Below are 15860 nucleotides of genomic sequence, written 5' to 3' on the forward strand. Positions count from 1 at the left end.
CTGCCGCCCTCAGCGCACTTCACGCAGAAATAGACGGTCTCCCGAGGCTCGGGGCGTAGCCCTGCGCCCGCCGTCGATTTCTCGTGCCGTTTGCACACCTGCTTCTCGGCGAAGGCCAAGGTTGCATGAGCAACCCAAACCTAACCAAAGAGGAGCAAAGCACATGACAACAACCTTCTATGCCCAACCCTATGACATCTCAGCCAGTGGCTTCTATTTCGACAGCGAGGAAAGCTATTTGGCGAAGATCGGCACGATCCGCAACGACTATGGCCAGCCGGTCGAGGAATTTGAAATCCAGTTCATTGATGGCGATGCGATGGACTGCGCCTTTGCCAAAGCCTGGGGCCTGAATCAGGCAAATATCCTGCGCTTCATGGACGCGACGGACGAGTGGGACGATGACGAAAAGCGGAGCTTCATCATTGCCGTTGGCGAATGCGGCTACAGCTTCGATCCTGCGACGGTTGAGCCATCGGATTATGACGTGACCTTGTACGAGGTCGACACGTTGGCCGAGCTGGCCATGCAGTTTGTCGATGAGGGCTTCTATGGGGACATCCCCGAGCATCTGAGTTTCTATATCGACTATGCCGCCATGGCCCGCGATCTGGCCTTTGATTACACCATGATCGAGATCGCCGGGGAGCGGTGGGCCTATCACTGCCCGTAATCCGCTGGTTTCTGCGCTTTATGATTTTAAGATCATAAACGGCATACGGGGGAAGCCCAATCCCTCCCGACTGAATATCTATAGATATTCAGGCCAGGCCATTTTGATAATCTATATATATGCAAGCACATGGCTTGTGATCGGGCGCGGTCCTAGGCTCTCGCCCCGGCAATCGGCACGATCTGCAACTGCCGGTCGATGACCTCAACGATCTTCGCACTCAGCGGCAGATTGGTTTTCTCCCGGCTCCATACCTCATGGAAGCGCTCAACCGCTTCCCGCGCGCTATCCAGCAGCAGCTTTTCCGGTAGACGGGCCTTGGCCGCAAGGTGGGACAGCTCATCCTCGGAAAACTCATCGAACCGCTTGGTGCGGCTGACATTCAGCGCCGCATTGCGGTCCGGGATATAGGGCACAGTCGATACGAAATCATAGGCAGGCGCCAGTGCTGCCCGCCGCCGGTCCGGATAGATCAGCGACCAGTTTTTCAGGTGCATATCGGCATTGCCGATCAGCATGTTGAAGGTCAGGCGGCGGATGAACTCGGCAATGTCGGCCTCATCGCCTTCCACGCCAAGGACGGTGGCGATATTGCGCGCACTAGCCTTCTGATATTTCTCCTGCGGATAGACGCCGAAGACCTGGGCAAAATCCTCGATATGCACGGCCTGTCCATCCGGCAGTCGGTCAAAGCGTTCGATAGCGAGTGCCTGCCCAGACAGCGCGCCGATGCCTTCGGGCAGATTACGGATCGCCGCCAGATCGACCAGTTGGATCTGCGGCACATTGATGCCGATGAGCCGGGCCAGCGTCATCATCGAGAATTCATTCTCGGGCACGCCCGCAAACTCGCGGGATGGCAGCTTGACGATCCACGACCCACCAACCCCCTTGGCCGGAATGGTCAGGCCGCCGCGCGCCTCATGCACAGCCGAGAATTTGAGCTGCACCCCGGCAAGCGAGAAGCGCAAGGCATTCTCGCGCCGATCATCGCCATCATGATCCGGATCATTGGCCCCGTCCGGCCAGGCTTCACCACCGGCGGGCCGGATTGTGATGGCACCCGGCAGATCGCGTCCCAAAACCCATAGCAGGAAAAACTCACGGGCAGGGTTGATCCCGGCGCGCGCGGCCAGATAATCGCGCATATGCCCTTCGGGCAGCAGATTGGCGAAGAAGGGCGTAACCCGCGTTTGCGTCGGTCTGAATTCGGTAATCAGCTCGCCGAACTGATCCTTGAAGCCCAGCCCCAGCGTTGGCCGGTTCTGATCGACGATATAGGCATCGTTGAAGGCAAACAGAACCCTGTCCCCGCCAACCCGCGTCAGGGTGCCGATGGGGCGGTCATACAGCAGGACATCAAGGACGGAAACATCAGTCATGATCATCCTCGTCCAGGCTATAGGCGGGCCGTATGGCCTCATCGTCTTGGCCAGTCCCCCCAGCACTGCGCATGATCGCCTGAACTGCGGGCAACGCCTTACGTGGCACCAGGGTCAATTCCAGATCAAGGATGCGGGCCAGCTCGATCAGGCTGGAAAGCCGGAGATCGACCGCGCCATTCTCGATTTTCGAGATATGGCTTTGCGGCAGGCCTGATCGGGCGCTCAGCTCCCGCTGGTTCAGCCCCTTCGCCTCGCGCGCGGCGCGCAACAGGCTGGCGATATGCTCGGTGGCGTAGCTCATTGATATATTTTTTTGCATCATGTCTAATTCCAATATGCTTTAGCATATCAAATTGCTACGGAAATTTCAAGAAATGATCTGCTTATACAGATCAAGAACAACCATGATCTGCTTTAACAGATCGAATTTTGTGGGTCTTAGAGGGCTGCCCAGTGTGAAAATTTGCAAAATACGTATTTTTATGATATTCTGTATTTAGACAATGGAGAGCAATATGACTGAAATTACAGCAAGCGAATTCCAGCGCAATTTTGGCAAATATAGCGACGTGGCGATGACCGAGCCGGTCGTCATCACCAATCACGGGCGGGAGCGCTATGTGCTTGTCCCAGCAAAGCGCTATCGGGAACTTGAAGCTCTGGATACTCGTCAGGCGCTCTATCCCCATGAGCTTGATGATACGATGAAGGATGAGTTGACCAAAGGCTATCAAGGCGCAGAAACGCCCTATCTGGATCACCTCCTAGACTAAGGCATGTTTGATCCCAAAGTCGGCCTGGTGATTCGATATGACTTCCTCTGGCGGGATGATGCCGCGAAAGGTCTCGAGCACGGCAAAGACCGCCCATGCACTATTGTGGTCGCAAGGCGCAACGAGGCCGATAACAGCCATACGGTGCTTCTTTGCCCGATTACTCATTCGCCCCCAAGTAACCCTGTCCAATCTGTAGAGATCCCACCGCGCGTTTGCGCGCATCTGGGACTTGATGAGAAAACGTCCTGGATCAAGACAGATCAGATTAACCAAGTGATATGGCCGGATGATCGTCTGCCTTTTGGTGTGACACCAGTAAGGGATGGTGAATGGACTTACGGCGAGATGCCAGCCCAGCTCAATCGCAAGGCACTGCAACAGGTGCGTTTTGCGTCGAAGGGAAGAAGTTTATCAGTGACGCGGCGCAGTCATGATAATGAATGGGAGCGCTAGACGCTATGAGCGTCTAGCCAACATTCCCACATAGCGATCACATGACTCACATCCCGTGAGGTATCAACGATGCGTGTGGGATGGCTTATCAGGGTTGCTAAGGCCATCGAGGCTAACCGGAGGGCGATCTGGAAACTCAACCATCAGGTTGAGCTTGCCGCCCATGGCCTCAATATAGCTGCGTAAAGTGGATAGCATCAGATCGCTACGCTTTTCCATTTGAGCCACAGTCGCCTGGCGAATGCCCAACATCTCCGCAAGCTGTGTCTGGGTCAGCTCTTTTGCTTTCCGAATTTCCTGCAAGGTCAGGTACTCAGCGTGCAAACGGTCAGCTTCGGCCATGATGCGCTCACGGCGTGCTTTCGGCAGCTTGTTCAGTTTCTCATTCAATGTCGTTGTCATCGCTTCGTCCTTTCCTGCTTGGCCAGATGCTCGTCAAATAAGTATCTCACCTCATAGTTTAATATAGCACAGGAGCTATATAACTTTCAGCCTATATTTTGTCTGGCAAGCACACCCACCGCGAGAGGGTTTGCGGAGCGACACCATACTTCTTTGCCATGGCGGTGATGGTGCTTTCTTTGGCGGCGATGAGCGCCCTGGCATAGGCGATTTGCTGATCGGTCAGTTTGCGCGGGCGGCCGATGTGAATGCCTCTGGCCTTGGCGGCGGCCATGCCTGCCTTGGTACGCTCGCGGATTTGTTCGCGCTCGAACTCGGCAAATACCGCGAGCTGGGCAAAGATCATTCGGCCTATGGCCGTGGTGGTGTCGATGCCCTGGGTGACGGCCACAAAATCCACGCCGCGTTGCCTCAGATCATCCAGCAGCAACAGCAGATGCGCCGTTGACCGGCCCAACCGGTCAATCTTCCAGACAAGCAACGTATCGCCATCCTGCAGCAGGCTCAGAACGTCATTCAATCCCTTGCGCTCGGTAATCGATCCGCTGACCCCGTGATCGCTGTAGATCACATCGCAGCCCGCCTGTTTGAGCGCATCAAGTTGCAGGTTTTCTGTCTGATCGTGGTCCGAAACCCGGACATAGCCAATTTTCATGAGATGAGTGTCAGCAGCGATCTCGCCCAAGGCAAGGTGCCAGAAAGCCTATCCACAACAATATCTTAACGGCAATTATGGGCCGTTTGAGGGACCGGTCAAAAGGGGTCCCTTATGAATGGTGGATGAAAATGGCTTCAAGCAAGGATTCTGGAGACAACAATCGGCAAGATCAAGGTAAAAACAGGCACAAAACAGTGTTTATGCAAATAATAACAAAAGGGACCCCTTTTGTTATTACGGTTTCTAAGGGGTGTCTATCTTTGTTCTTCCGTGGTGGTTGGAGTTGGCATGATTCGTATTTCAAGGAGTCTTGTTCATGTCTTTTCCACTGCGTGCCGTGATGCTATCTGCGGCTATTTTAACTGTTACCGGATGCGCCACAATGGAGGCCAGTCAGAACGGCCAGCAACTATCGGAAGCCGAACTGGACAGCATGTCCTGTGAGGAACTGCTGAAAATGCAGGCCGCTTTCCAGGAAGATAGCGGCATGGTTTCCGACATTCTGTCCGTTGTCTCCGATCTCACCGGCAAATCAACCTCTGCCACAACGGGCCTCAGCTATAGCCAGCAGCGGGGCTTGAACAAGGCCGCCGATATGGTCATGGACCAGATCGAAAAACGTCAATGCGGGGCCTGATCATGTCCGAACAGCAACCCAATTTGACCGTCAGTGAACTGACCAAGGTAATGCAAGCTGGTCTTAACGGTCGGTCCTTGTTGATCACACTGCTTCTCTGGTTCTTCCTTGGCTATCTGGGAGCGCATCGCTTCTATCTCGGCAAGTACAAGAGTGCCGTTGCCATGGCGATATTGACCATCGTTGGATGGCTCACAGCATTCATCGTGATCGGCATTTTCATTCTGATCGGCGTCGGTATCTGGTGGGTCGTCGATCTGGTTAACATCCTGATGGCCGCTTCACGGGAGGCCGACCAACGCGCCAAGGCGGGTGCGTCATGACAAGCATAAGGGTGGCACTGGCGATGTGCCTGTCTGTCCTTGGGGGCGGCACTCTCCATGCAATCCCGGCCAAGGCCGACAAGCCAGTGATCCGGGGCTTTGGGATCAAGCCGTTCCCCGGTTCTGCGGCGGAGAGCAAGCCGTCCAAAGCGCCGCTTGATCTGGATGGTATTGCTTTGCCTGATTTTGCCCACTCATCCTTTGCCGGGATGGAGCTGGAGGTAAACGGCATTCAGGTGGATCAACGGATTGACCGAGCCGTGTTGTCGGCATTCCCGACAGCGCGCTTAAAGGTCATAAACTGGACTGACAGCCAGAATGTGAAGGTGCGTGAAGACTATGCTGATCAATCTATCAACAGCGGCAACATTATGGATGTCCGCGACACCATGGAAATCCGCGTCACCCCTTGGCACGCAGGCAGCCTTATCAGTAAACTTGATAGGAAGGTGACGATCGATTATCGCCTGACGGATCGAATGCCCACGGAAGGCGATTTTATCGGGGCGGTGATCGAACGCCATGGTGAAAGCCCGGTGGATGATGACAGCAAGGCCCAAATCTTCGGTTCACGGCAAGATTTGCGATTCAACTCACTGATCTATCCCATTAAGGATGGCCAAATCACGAATGTACCCTGCTGGCATCCGCATGTTGACTGGACCGCACGGTCAGGCCCAGTGGAAAGGATAGCTGAAAGAGCGCTGACCCATATCGACGAGGGCTGGTGTGATGGTGTCTTGATCTACCATTTTGCGCGCAACTTCTCTCATAAAGGCCGTCTCCAGCAATACGGAACGGTCTTGCGTGACTTTAAACTTGAGGCCAACGCTACAATCCAAGATGTGAGGTTGCGTAAAGAAGAAACAGAAAAGCGGCAAGCCGCCACGCCGTCTGTTGCACCCAAATTGTGATCGTAAGGCAGAACAAATCACCCCGGCTTAGGCCGGGGTGATTGGCATTTAGGGATCGAAATGCGGCAATTGCCAATGGGCGTGCAGCACGGTTTCGATATTCTCCAACGTCGCCAGAATATTGCGGCGCTGAGCGCTGCCATGGGCTGTGCCCATGAGCAATCGGCTATAGCGTTGATGCAAATGCCAAAGCTCGTGCAGGCTTTTGGTCTGCAATTCATGGATGGTGATAAAGCAAATCATGCGGTTCTCCTTTGTCCTGTAAGACCCGGCCAATCCAGGTCTTGATAGGAAGCGGAGACGCATGGGATCAGGCCCACAGACACCCACAGGGGCGTAACGTCAGAGAAGCAGGGAGGCGCTCTTGTGTGCGACTATCCCTTGTCTGATCAAGGGGCTATCCCCCGTGCGATTTTAGTGACTGGCTCAAGACCTGATGGCCTGTGGGTGAATGGAGGGGGGGGGGGCATGATGTGTCATCCGGACATTAAAGCGGACATCACGGGCGCATAATAATATGTAAGCTATTGATGCAATTGAATTTAAAAGGCTTTTAGAAGCGGACATGCCGCATGGAAAAAATCAGCTGTTCCCATTTAAGAATTATAGAGGTGAACATAATAGTCTGCGTTTGACAGATTTGGTGCCTGTGAGATCACGTGAGTGTTCCGATACAGCCAAGTCTTCTCTTAGTCAGAACGACTTCTAGCCGACTTTTTCCATCCATCGGTGAACATAAAGATGGATATAGGTCATCACTTTCTCATCAAAGGTGCAGTCCATCTCGGTATCGGCTTCAACCGCATCGAGCATGATGTGTATTTTTGATTTCGGGAGGGTGAGCATCCAATTGAGCGATTCCCAATGCCAATTGGTCATGGTGACCAAAAATTCACGACCGTCAGGGTGACGGATCACATTGGTGTCCATCTCTTTCCACCACGCTTCTCGATTGCCTTCTTCAGGTAATGGGTATTTTTTATCGCTCATTGTCTTTATCATTATTATTTGAGTTTACTTTATCTTGATGTTCTTTTTCAAGTTTTTCCTCCATCTCTTGTTTTAGTGCAATCGCTGTTTGCTCTAGCTCTACTTGTTCATCGACGATCCGTTGAAGAGACCCGCCTGGCTTCAGCACAAGTTGTGGAGCATTGTTTCGAAACTTTTCGGGATAACTGTAATCATTCGGGTCACGCGATTTGTCCTTCACGGCTTTGAACTCTTTGGCTGCGCGGCCTTTGCCGGGTTCTTCATAATCAGCGGGATTAACCATTATCATTTCTCCTCATGCAGATTGACGCCCTTGGCTTTCAATGCAGGGTCATTGAACCATGGCGTTTTGATGCCTTTGATGGGGTAAGCGTTTTCAACCAGCAGGATTTGTTGATCGCTGCGTAGGGTCATGAGCTCATCAGCAAAGGCCAATGAGCGTTGGCCTTGAGCCTTGGTCTCGCTATTCGAGTTATTGCCACCAAAAACCGTGGAGATAGCCGTGCTGACATTCCAAACGGTGGTGACGCCGCAGAGCTTAGAGAAGTACTCAGCCGTCATCTGATCCCGGCTGCCAAAATATTGCAGCACGCCAGAATTACTGACGAATGTTTCCCAGCCATCGCCATAGATGCGCTTGAGCTGGGATAGGTCCTGGGTAATTCCCCACAACTGCATCCCGAATCCAGCCATTAAGCCATAGGCTTGCTCGACCATCTTGAGATGGCCAAGGGCGGGCATTTCATCCAGCAGGAACAAAACAGGGTATTTGGGTTGCGTCGTGATGTTCCGAGCGGTCTGCGTGATGGCTTGCTGGATCATCAGGCGTAACCACCGGCCAAAAGTGTTCAAACGATCTGCCGGTAAAATGAGATAGATGGTTAAATGACCATTCTTCATCGCATCGAAGCTGAAGTCGGTCTTTGAAAGCGCATCAATGATGCGTGGGCTTTCCAAGAAATGCGTGTGCGACTGGGCGGTTGAGAAGACGCCTGAGCGCTCTTTATCGGCTTTCTGCTTGATACGATGCGCCGCTGATTGGACTTGCTTGTTGTGAACATTGCTCACCATGTTCGCCAAGACCTCATCAAAATCATCCTCATTCGTTTCGCGTGGATTATTCCTGTCNCGCGGTGGCAGTGTGAGNATTTCGCGTAGACGCCCGAGGTTGCGGTTTCCAACCTCCTCTTGTTCGGTGGCGAGGTGCATCAGCAGCCCATAAATCAAGGCGCGGGCCTCATTATCCCAATACGGATCACCCCGCTCATTGGGCATCACAAGAGCATCCGCCAAAAGCATCGCGTTTTCTGATAGGTCCGGATCACCCTCAACCAGCCAATCCATTGGATTGAAGCGGGCTTTGGGCATGTCCAAGGCCTTATCAGTGATGCCCCAAGGATCGACGATCATCACTTCCTGGCCCATGGCTTTACGGGCTTTGGCGGTAATCAGGGCGTTCTCACCNTTNGGATCNATGACNAGNGCNGANCCNGGATANGTNAGCAANTTNGGGATGATGGCGCTNACNCCNTTNCCNGCACGGGTNGGNGCNACNGTNAGNANATGNCGNGGNCCGCTATAGGCGAGCTTATGCGTGGCATAATCATCTTTTGGATCATTCCATGACCCAAGCTTTATGCCTTCCGATGACAGAAGATCTTTGGCTTCAAGATCAGCCTTCTTGGCCCAGCGGGATGAGCCAAAGGTTGTTGGCATCAACCCTTCAATGGCGGGCCAGAGCTTGTACATCGCATAGGCAGCGCCAAGCACGCCTGCGAGGATGCCCGTGACGACCGCCATGGTGTAACCAGCCATCGGATAGATCACCATCGCGGTATAGATGATTGCACCGATTAGCACTATGTATGGCCAGAAGCGCTTGAAGAAGACGAATGGCAGAAAAGCGCCCATAAACGCCAATACCCCGACCGCAATGTTCAGCCCTAGTTGCGACCAGACCAAGAAGTTAAGTTGGCCCCAAGCCTCGAATTGCACATGCAAAGCCGCATAAATCAGCACGAAGCTGATGGCATACAGGATCAGTGGCTTTCGGTAGGTTTGTGTGAATTCTGAGATGCGCTCTTTGACTGCCATGACTTCCCCCATAGCCTGATATCCAACCCGATGAGATGGTCAGCGCAAACCGCACTGGAGTCCATCATAGGCACGCATACGATTGTATTATATTGTGGGGATTACCGGCCTCGATCCGGTCCTGATCGACCTCGTTTGAGCTCATGTTGCCGCTCTAAAGCCTCGCGTTCGTTACGTAATCGCTCTTGACGTGGTTCGCGATCAAAGCGCAGCGCACGGCCAATTTCACGACCGAGTTGTTCGCGTTCACGGCGATGACGCTTACGCAGGGTTTTAACATCGCGTTGCAGATATTGCCGCTCNTGCATCTGATCCCAGATCAGCTCATCACGTTCCGCCCGGTCGCGCTTGAGAGCCTGCCAGGCCGCAAACTCATGCTGCTTTTGCAGACGGGCGGCTTTGCCGGTGACGCGGTCCCACAGGCCGCTTAGCCCCTTGCGAATATGCTGGGCGCGGGCCTGCCGCGCTTTGCGTTCTCGTGCCTCATGGGCTCGTTTTTGTCGTTCCCGCTCGCGCCGTTGCCGTTGGGCCATCTCATCGGCCTTAGCCCGCCATACCGAGCGCTCTTCCTGATGCTCTTGCTTTAGCTCTTGTCGGTAACGGTTAAGGCGCGGTGTCATCGCCGCGATGATCTCATGCTTGGCCTCATCGACGCTTGGCAGGTTGTCTGGATTGCCTATCCGCTCCTTGAGCGCCTTGGTCTTCTGCCCGGACCAGCGAGACAGGGAATAAATCTCGCCGTCATGATCGACCGCGACATAGCCACGCCGATCACCCCGCGCCACGACAAAGCCACTATCCCGTAGCGCCGCCTCAAACGCCTTACCGCCATCGGCTTGCTCCCAGCATTGTCGGAATAGCTGCTTGATTTCTCTGGGGTCACGATCATTGCGTCTGGCTTGCTGCCATTCGGCGCGGGTGAAGCTGTCAGGGTTGCGCAAGGCCGGATCGCGCAGACCATCGGGTATCTGCCAGCCATGCTCCAGATACAGCTCGCGCGCGGCTTCCTGCAAACGGTTCTTGAAGAAGGGCAGCGGCCTTGCCGTCATGGTCTCGGCATCAATGCGCGACCAAACCGCATGGGCATGGCGACGGCCTTCCTTCTCATGGATGACAATGGCGCGCGGTTGCCCCTCAAGGCCGAGGCGCTTTTCAATAGCGTTTGTGGCTTCTTGAAAGCCTTCTGCTGGAACGATTTGATCTTCTGGCGGGCTGAGGCTAAGCGAGAACAGGAATTGCCTGCACTGCGTGCCCTGGGCAATGGCGCGAGCCTCATCAAATGCCCCGGTCAGGTCATTGGCGATAAAGCCGCGCAGCTCGACCAGATCAATATGCTCATTCTCCTGTTTCAGAAGATGAGACGCGAGGTTTCGGGCACCGCCCCGTTGGGAGCCTTTGAGGATCATGGTGTGAGCCTCAGGCTATTGCTAGCTTCCCCGGCAAAGGTCTGCGACAGGCTTTGCGATGGCTGGGCTGCATTATCCGGTATGCGGTGCCCCAAAGCCTGCAACAGCATGAGCCGCATGGCCGTCACATCATCACAGGCACGGGTGATTTGCCGCTCGGTATCGGGCATCAGATGCAAAATGCCGCTATCAGCCGCTTGCGCCAGATGATCCAGATTGGCCTTCAATCGGGATGCGCCGAGCTGGGCCAGCAGTTTACCCAGCAGCACCGTATCCTGAACCGGTGACTTGCGCCGCCGCTTGCGTGGCACATCATCGCCGAACAGCCGGTCCTTCACATAGGCAGAAAGCGATTGTCCGCCAGCATCCCGGATCAGGCGTTGTTTTTCTTCAAAGGTTAGGCGGAGAGAGAATGGTGGTTCGCGCTTGCTCATGACGGACCTCCCATTTTGGGAGAGGGCCGTTTGCTGCGGCGCGTCAGATCGTCGGGGTCGTCATCTTCGATATCATCATCGTCAAAGTCGTCTTCTGACTTTGAAAGTGCTTCTAATTCAACGCTCCAATCGGCTAGGATTTCGAAAACGCGGTTCGAAGCATTCGCCTCCAAGCGCGCCATTATTTCAATTGGTGCACTTGAGTTTCTCCGCAATCTGGTTTCACCAAGGTTACTGGATCGGATTGTAATTCGGGCTGAGACTTTTCAGCCTGAGGCTCTCGGCGTGCTGTTTTTGACGGCTGGCGTCGATGTGCAGCTTCAATTAGGCTCAGGCTTTTGGGCCTGAGGCTCTGCCTTTTCGCTGACCGTCTCGGCCTCATCAACCCAGCGCTTCAATTGGGCTCAGGCTTTTGGGCCTGAGGCTCTGGGGCTTTCACTGTCCGCGCGGCTGGCGTCACTGGAGCTTCAATTGGGCTCAGGCTTTTGGGCCTGAGGCTCCCCGGCTTCACGATCCCATTGCACCGCCCGGACACCGGGGCTTCAATTGGGCTCAGGCTTTTGGGCCTGAGGCTCTGCGCACCCGCGCCTGGTCACCCTGATAGACAACATCGCTTCAATTGGGCTCAGGTTTTTGGGCCTGAGGCTCCTGGGACACGCAGCCAGAACAACAGGAGATGTGATTATGCTTCAATTGGGCTCAGGCTTTTGGGCCTGAGGCTCTTGCTCAACGCGGCGGCGGGTGTCGGTGTCCATGGCTTTGCTTCAATTGGGCTCAGGCTTTTGGGCCTGAGGCTCGGCGTCGCTTGGGATCACATAGGGCAATTTTACCGTGCGCTTCAATTGGGCTCAGGCTTTTGGGCCTGAGGCTCCGCCAGGAACGGGATCACCGTATCGTGCTGGTTCATCAACTCGCTTCAATTGGGCTCAGGCTTTTGGGCCTGAGGCTCGGTCCTGCACGGATAATGCACTAGGCTTGCCATCAGTGGCTTCAATTGGGCTCAGGCTTTTGGGCCTGAGGCTCTTTGCACAAAATGGCTGTATTTTCCATTTATTCCGCGCTTCAATTGGGCTCAGGCTTTTGGGCCTGAGGCTCATCGGCAATGCCGTCGAGCATTATCGCAAGCATGGACAGCTTCAATTGGGCTCAGGCTTTTGGGCCTGAGGCTCCCGCACGCCCAGCGGCCAGTCCACCAAATTTCATGATCCGAGCTTCAATTGGGCTCAGGCTTTTGGGCCTGAGGCTCGTGGCCGTCCTAGCAAGGCTTGGTTGAACCGATGAGTGGCTTCAATTGGGCTCAGGCTTTTGGGCCTGAGGCTCTATGCTATGCGACAGTGGCGGCGACCTTATTGCATCGCTTCAATTGGGCTCAGGCTTTTGGGCCTGAGGCTCGCCGCCATCCTGATCCTTACCGATCCACATACATCACGGCTTCAATTGGGCTCAGGCTTTTGGGCCTGAGGCTCCGGCGCTCCACACAGCCACGGCACTGGCCGGATGACACAGCTTCAATTGGGCTCAGGCTTTTGGGCCTGAGGCTCGCTATCACAGGCATTTGGCTCTGGCATCGTTCGCGCCGCTTCAATTGGGCTCAGGCTTTTGGGCCTGAGGCTCCCTGCACGCTTGTTGCCAAGCACTGATGATGCAGCCAGCGCTTCAATTGGGCTCAGGCTTTTGGGCCTGAGGCTCTCGGCTAGCGAGGTGATAAACTGCCGGTGTGTCGCAGCTTCAATTGGGCTCAGGCTTTTGGGCCTGAGGCTCTGCCAATGCGACTTATGCTGGATATTGTGAAGACAACTTGCTTCAATTGGGCTCAGGCTTTTGGGCCTGAGGCTCCTTGGTGCTTCTCAACAGGAGATCGAGAAGTTAACACGGCTTCAATTGGGCTCAGGCTTTTGGGCCTGAGGCTCGGGGCGTTTCCACATGAGCTTGCCATTGCAGGCTTCGTAGCTTCAATTGGGCTCAGGCTTTTGGGCCTGAGGCTCGCCGACAAAGGAGAGACACGAATATCTGGAAGCGGCTGCAGCTTCAATTGGGCTCAGGCTTTTGGGCCTGAGGCTCGATACTACATAATAACCTCCCTTAAAAAGGATCAGAAAGGCTTCAATTGGGCTCAGGCTTTTGGGCCTGAGGCTCATGAGGCTTAGCATTGTGGTTGGTGTCTTTCTGTTATGCTTCAATTGGGCTCAGGCTTTTGGGCCTGAGGCTCATGAGGCTGTTCGTGAGCTTGTTTGCCCATAACACCTAAGCTTCAATTGGGCTCAGGCTTTTGGGCCTGAGGCTCGCACGGCCCGCACCATCTCCATCTGCGCTGCCACATGGCTTCAATTGGGCTCAGGCTTTTGGGCCTGAGGCTCCACCGCAAGAACCTCCGTCGATAACAGCAAAGCTTGGGCTTCAATTGGGCTCAGGCTTTTGGGCCTGAGGCTCGTCGTCACCTTTTCCCGCCTGAAGTGCTTTGCTTGCACGGCTTCAATTGGGCTCAGGCTTTTGGGCCTGAGGCTCTCCTACGAAAAGAAATGATTGAAGAACTGAAAAGTACTCGCTTCAATTGGGCTCAGGCTTTTGGGCCTGAGGCTCTAGTGGAATGCTCTGATCTAACTGCTGGATATGAGTAGGCTTCAATTGGGCTCAGGCTTTTGGGCCTGAGGCTCGAGACTTCGAGACTGCCGCTCGGGAGATGCTCGATAGTGCTTCAATTGGGCTCAGGCTTTTGGGCCTGAGGCTCGAGTGAAATTCACACCAGACGGCAGCGAGCCTTGCAGGCTTCAATTGGGCTCAGGCTTTTGGGCCTGAGGCTCTAGTCCATCACCAGCAGTTCTATCTGCCTGTGCAAACGAGCTTCAATTGGGCTCAGGCTTTTGGGCCTGAGGCTCTGCCCCGGGGGTATGTCGCTGGGCGGGCGGCGAAAAGGCCGCTCGGTGCGAGCGCTGTCCCGAAGGCGTGTGTCATTAAACCAGTCCAACAACGAATACTTCCGATCATAGCATGAAATGCCTTGTCGAACAGATGTTTGGGGTCATGCGAGCGGTCCCGGGGGAAATCTCACCATCGGATCGCCCGCATTTGTGGGGGCAGTTGGACAGCGTGTCGTCAATGCGGTGTCCGGGTGGTGCCGTTCATCCGGATCGGTGACGGAAATTATAGCCTGTCCTGCTGTCTGACGGGCAGAAAAATTCAGATAATAATTCAGATAACGACGGGTTTTCGCTCGATCGGCTGAAAGGGTTTGCCGAGGGATTCGACAGCAATGTCGATCCGGTCGGCGGGGCCGAGGTCGAGGATCAGGGCCTGGGCGCAGAGCTGTACCCGTTCCGGCTCATGCGCGCCTTTCTCCCGGTGCGGACGCTTGCCGCGCTTGTAATCAACCGGCGCGACCATGCCGTCCTCGATTTCCAGCAGGTCGATCTTCGCCACCAGCCCGAGGCTGTGGCTGCCCAGCTCGACCGAACGGGTCTGCATCCGGTCCGGCGTGCCGGTGGTGTCTTTCCCGTTATCCGCATTGGCTCCGGTGTCAGCGTTGGCGGGGTCTAGGTCGGCGGCGGGCGGCAGCTTGCCCTTGCCTTGATCGACCCGGCGGTGACGGCGGGTGCCGTCGGCGGTGTCCGCGCTCTCGGCCCATTGCCCCTCGACCCATTCGAGATAGGCGAGGCGCGGGCAATACACCCATTCATTGACCATGCGTGCCGGAACCAGCAGGTCATCGCTCGCCACCGGCGGCGCGGGCAGCGCCAGCGTGAACTGTTCCTGCATGTGATGGTCGGCGGCCGCCCCGCCCGGCAATGTCTCCCCGGACATGCAGACATATTAGCACAAACTGATGCGATCGGGAATGTGTTAGGGGGCTGCTCGAGAGGTTTGGGACATTCGATTAAGGGATCCACTAATCGACTATCTTCAATGAGGCTCGAGCAGCGACATGACGGTCTCAGAAAAAAGTCTTATAGTCAATTAGAGGATTTTAAAGGAGTAATGATGTCTTGTAATCATGAGGTCGGCGCACCATAATTAAAAATGCCGGGCGGAGGTGACACTCCGCCCGGCGAAACCTAGGCCCTCCAGTGTCTGCTGAAGGTTCTTGGCTGCTTTGCAAGCATTGATAGATGTAGCAGTTTTTGAGCCGAAAACAAATTGGAGGGTCATTTTTTCTAACCAAAGAGGTTAATAATGACCCAAGAAATTCGAATAGACTGCATAAACAAAAACGACCGTCATGACCCAACCGAACGTATTGAGCGGGTCGGCGGCAGGAATGCCGATGGCAGATGGTGGAATCTATTGCTTGATCAAGCAATAGCAGGAGCAGAGAGCGGGCGTTGGCGCTTCTTTGTCCAGCAGGGCGGCCAGAAGGCCTATGTCGTGGTTGCTGTCAGCCGTTCAGGGCGCAAGTATCTGAAAACCGAGGCTGATGGCTACGAACCCAACAACCTGCTCTCCCTGCCGGAGTGTCTGTAATGGCGCGGCGGCGGGTGAGTCCGCGACTGACCCTTGAGGATGCGATTGAGATCTGGCGGCGGTCCTGGTTGGGTGAGTTCCAGCATGATATCGCGGCGGCTTTTCGGGTCAATCAGGGGCGGGTCAGTGAAATTCTGACCGGCAAGCGGTTTCCGGAGGCCAGAAAACTGGCACAGGGCGGTCCGGTCGATCTGGACTGATGCCCCGTGAACAATCCTGCCGCCCGGCTGACATTGCCGGGCGGTAGTGATCGGATTTAT

At 54.9% G+C, this 15860-nt stretch carries 19 protein-coding genes, 1 pseudogene and 1 CRISPR repeat array; of the genes and pseudogenes, 8 read left to right on the plus strand and 12 right to left on the minus strand.

Features of this window, described 5'->3' with window-relative positions; genetic code table 11:
• Positions 1 to 163 precede the first annotated feature (163 nt).
• A complete protein-coding gene (locus CBB62_11705; protein ID OUT39084.1) occupies positions 164 to 673 on the plus strand; it encodes an antirestriction protein ArdA in 510 nt (169 codons plus the stop codon).
• Positions 674 to 825: 152 nt separating this feature from the next.
• On the opposite strand, the gene CBB62_11710 is transcribed toward CBB62_11705, so the two are convergent.
• Positions 826 to 2055, minus strand: a complete 1230-nt coding sequence (locus CBB62_11710; GenBank protein ID OUT39781.1) for a kinase — start codon at positions 2053 to 2055, stop codon at positions 826 to 828.
• Complete coding sequence (locus CBB62_11715; GenBank protein ID OUT39085.1) at positions 2048 to 2359, minus strand: transcriptional regulator; 312 nt, start codon at positions 2357 to 2359, stop codon at positions 2048 to 2050. The genes CBB62_11710 and CBB62_11715 overlap by 8 nt, the downstream gene beginning before the upstream one ends.
• A gap of 202 nt (positions 2360 to 2561) precedes the next feature.
• Between CBB62_11715 and CBB62_11720 the strand changes: the two genes are divergently transcribed.
• Together CBB62_11720 and CBB62_11725 are read left to right on the plus strand one after the other, a co-directional pair.
• Complete coding sequence (locus CBB62_11720; GenBank protein ID OUT39086.1) at positions 2562 to 2831, plus strand: hypothetical protein; 270 nt, start codon at positions 2562 to 2564, stop codon at positions 2829 to 2831.
• Positions 2832 to 2834: 3 nt separating this feature from the next.
• Positions 2835 to 3287: a hypothetical protein gene (locus CBB62_11725; protein ID OUT39087.1), complete on the plus strand. Its 453-nt coding sequence runs from the start codon at positions 2835 to 2837 to the stop codon at positions 3285 to 3287.
• 63 nt (positions 3288 to 3350) lie between these two features.
• Here the strand turns inward: CBB62_11725 and CBB62_11730 are convergent, their stop codons facing one another.
• The gene (locus CBB62_11730) at positions 3351 to 3689 is read right to left on the minus strand and encodes a transcriptional regulator (protein ID OUT39088.1); all 339 of its coding nucleotides are present in this window, start codon (positions 3687 to 3689) and stop codon (positions 3351 to 3353) included.
• 91 nt (positions 3690 to 3780) lie between these two features.
• Positions 3781 to 4344 carry a DNA resolvase gene (locus CBB62_11735; GenBank protein ID OUT39782.1) on the minus strand — a complete coding sequence of 188 codons (564 nt, stop codon included), beginning with the start codon at positions 4342 to 4344 and terminating at the stop codon, positions 3781 to 3783.
• 385 nt (positions 4345 to 4729) lie between these two features.
• Here CBB62_11735 and CBB62_11740 point away from each other — a divergent pair, with 385 nt between their 5' ends.
• Genes CBB62_11740 through CBB62_11750 form a run of 3 tightly spaced genes read left to right on the plus strand, consistent with a single transcriptional unit; the run spans position 4730 to position 6221 of the window.
• Entirely contained in the window at positions 4730 to 4984 is a 255-nt protein-coding gene (locus CBB62_11740; protein OUT39089.1) for a hypothetical protein, read from the plus strand.
• A gap of 50 nt (positions 4985 to 5034) precedes the next feature.
• Positions 5035 to 5307: a hypothetical protein gene (locus CBB62_11745; protein ID OUT39783.1), complete on the plus strand. Its 273-nt coding sequence runs from the start codon at positions 5035 to 5037 to the stop codon at positions 5305 to 5307.
• Positions 5304 to 6221 (plus strand): hypothetical protein, encoded by a 918-nt coding sequence (locus CBB62_11750; protein OUT39090.1) that lies wholly within the window; start codon positions 5304 to 5306, stop codon positions 6219 to 6221. The genes CBB62_11745 and CBB62_11750 overlap by 4 nt, the downstream gene beginning before the upstream one ends.
• 48 nt (positions 6222 to 6269) lie before the next feature.
• Here CBB62_11750 and CBB62_11755 read toward each other — a convergent pair whose 3' ends face one another.
• The 8 genes and pseudogenes from CBB62_11755 to CBB62_11790 form a co-directional block, all read right to left on the minus strand.
• The gene (locus CBB62_11755) at positions 6270 to 6464 is read right to left on the minus strand and encodes a hypothetical protein (GenBank protein OUT39091.1); all 195 of its coding nucleotides are present in this window, start codon (positions 6462 to 6464) and stop codon (positions 6270 to 6272) included.
• A 462-nt stretch (positions 6465 to 6926) separates the two neighbouring features.
• On the minus strand, positions 6927 to 7151 hold the full coding sequence (locus CBB62_11760; protein ID OUT39092.1) for a hypothetical protein: 225 nt from the start codon (positions 7149 to 7151) through the stop codon (positions 6927 to 6929).
• Between the two features lie 49 nt (positions 7152 to 7200).
• The gene (locus CBB62_11765; GenBank protein OUT39093.1) at positions 7201 to 7494 is read right to left on the minus strand and encodes a hypothetical protein; all 294 of its coding nucleotides are present in this window, start codon (positions 7492 to 7494) and stop codon (positions 7201 to 7203) included.
• Positions 7495 to 7496: 2 nt separating this feature from the next.
• Positions 7497 to 9317, minus strand: a complete 1821-nt coding sequence (locus CBB62_11770; GenBank protein OUT39094.1) for a hypothetical protein — start codon at positions 9315 to 9317, stop codon at positions 7497 to 7499.
• A gap of 89 nt (positions 9318 to 9406) precedes the next feature.
• Positions 9407 to 10711, minus strand: coding sequence for a hypothetical protein (locus CBB62_11775; GenBank protein ID OUT39095.1), 1305 nt, complete (start codon positions 10709 to 10711; stop codon positions 9407 to 9409).
• 83 nt (positions 10712 to 10794) lie between these two features.
• Positions 10795 to 11145 (minus strand): annotated as a pseudogene (locus CBB62_11780) (hypothetical protein).
• The gene (locus CBB62_11785; protein ID OUT39096.1) at positions 11142 to 11327 is read right to left on the minus strand and encodes a hypothetical protein; all 186 of its coding nucleotides are present in this window, start codon (positions 11325 to 11327) and stop codon (positions 11142 to 11144) included. The pseudogene CBB62_11780 and the gene CBB62_11785 overlap by 4 nt, the downstream one beginning before the upstream one ends.
• 62 nt (positions 11328 to 11389) lie before the next feature.
• Positions 11390 to 14021: direct repeats of the CRISPR family, unit length 36 nt; unit sequence GCTTCAATTGGGCTCAGGCTTTTGGGCCTGAGGCTC.
• Positions 14022 to 14334: 313 nt separating this feature from the next.
• On the minus strand, positions 14335 to 14898 hold the full coding sequence (locus CBB62_11790) for a hypothetical protein (GenBank protein ID OUT39784.1): 564 nt from the start codon (positions 14896 to 14898) through the stop codon (positions 14335 to 14337).
• A 414-nt stretch (positions 14899 to 15312) separates the two neighbouring features.
• Here CBB62_11790 and CBB62_11795 point away from each other — a divergent pair, with 414 nt between their 5' ends.
• Both CBB62_11795 and CBB62_11800 read left to right on the plus strand, forming a co-directional pair.
• The gene (locus CBB62_11795; GenBank protein OUT39097.1) at positions 15313 to 15600 is read left to right on the plus strand and encodes a hypothetical protein; all 288 of its coding nucleotides are present in this window, start codon (positions 15313 to 15315) and stop codon (positions 15598 to 15600) included.
• Positions 15600 to 15800, plus strand: a complete 201-nt coding sequence (locus tag CBB62_11800; GenBank protein OUT39098.1) for a hypothetical protein — start codon at positions 15600 to 15602, stop codon at positions 15798 to 15800. Before CBB62_11795 ends, CBB62_11800 begins: the two co-directional genes overlap by 1 nt.
• The last annotated feature ends 60 nt before the right edge of the window (positions 15801 to 15860 follow it).

This window comes from Micavibrio sp. TMED2 (assembly GCA_002168225.1).
GTDB lineage: Bacteria > Pseudomonadota > Alphaproteobacteria > TMED2 > TMED2 > TMED2.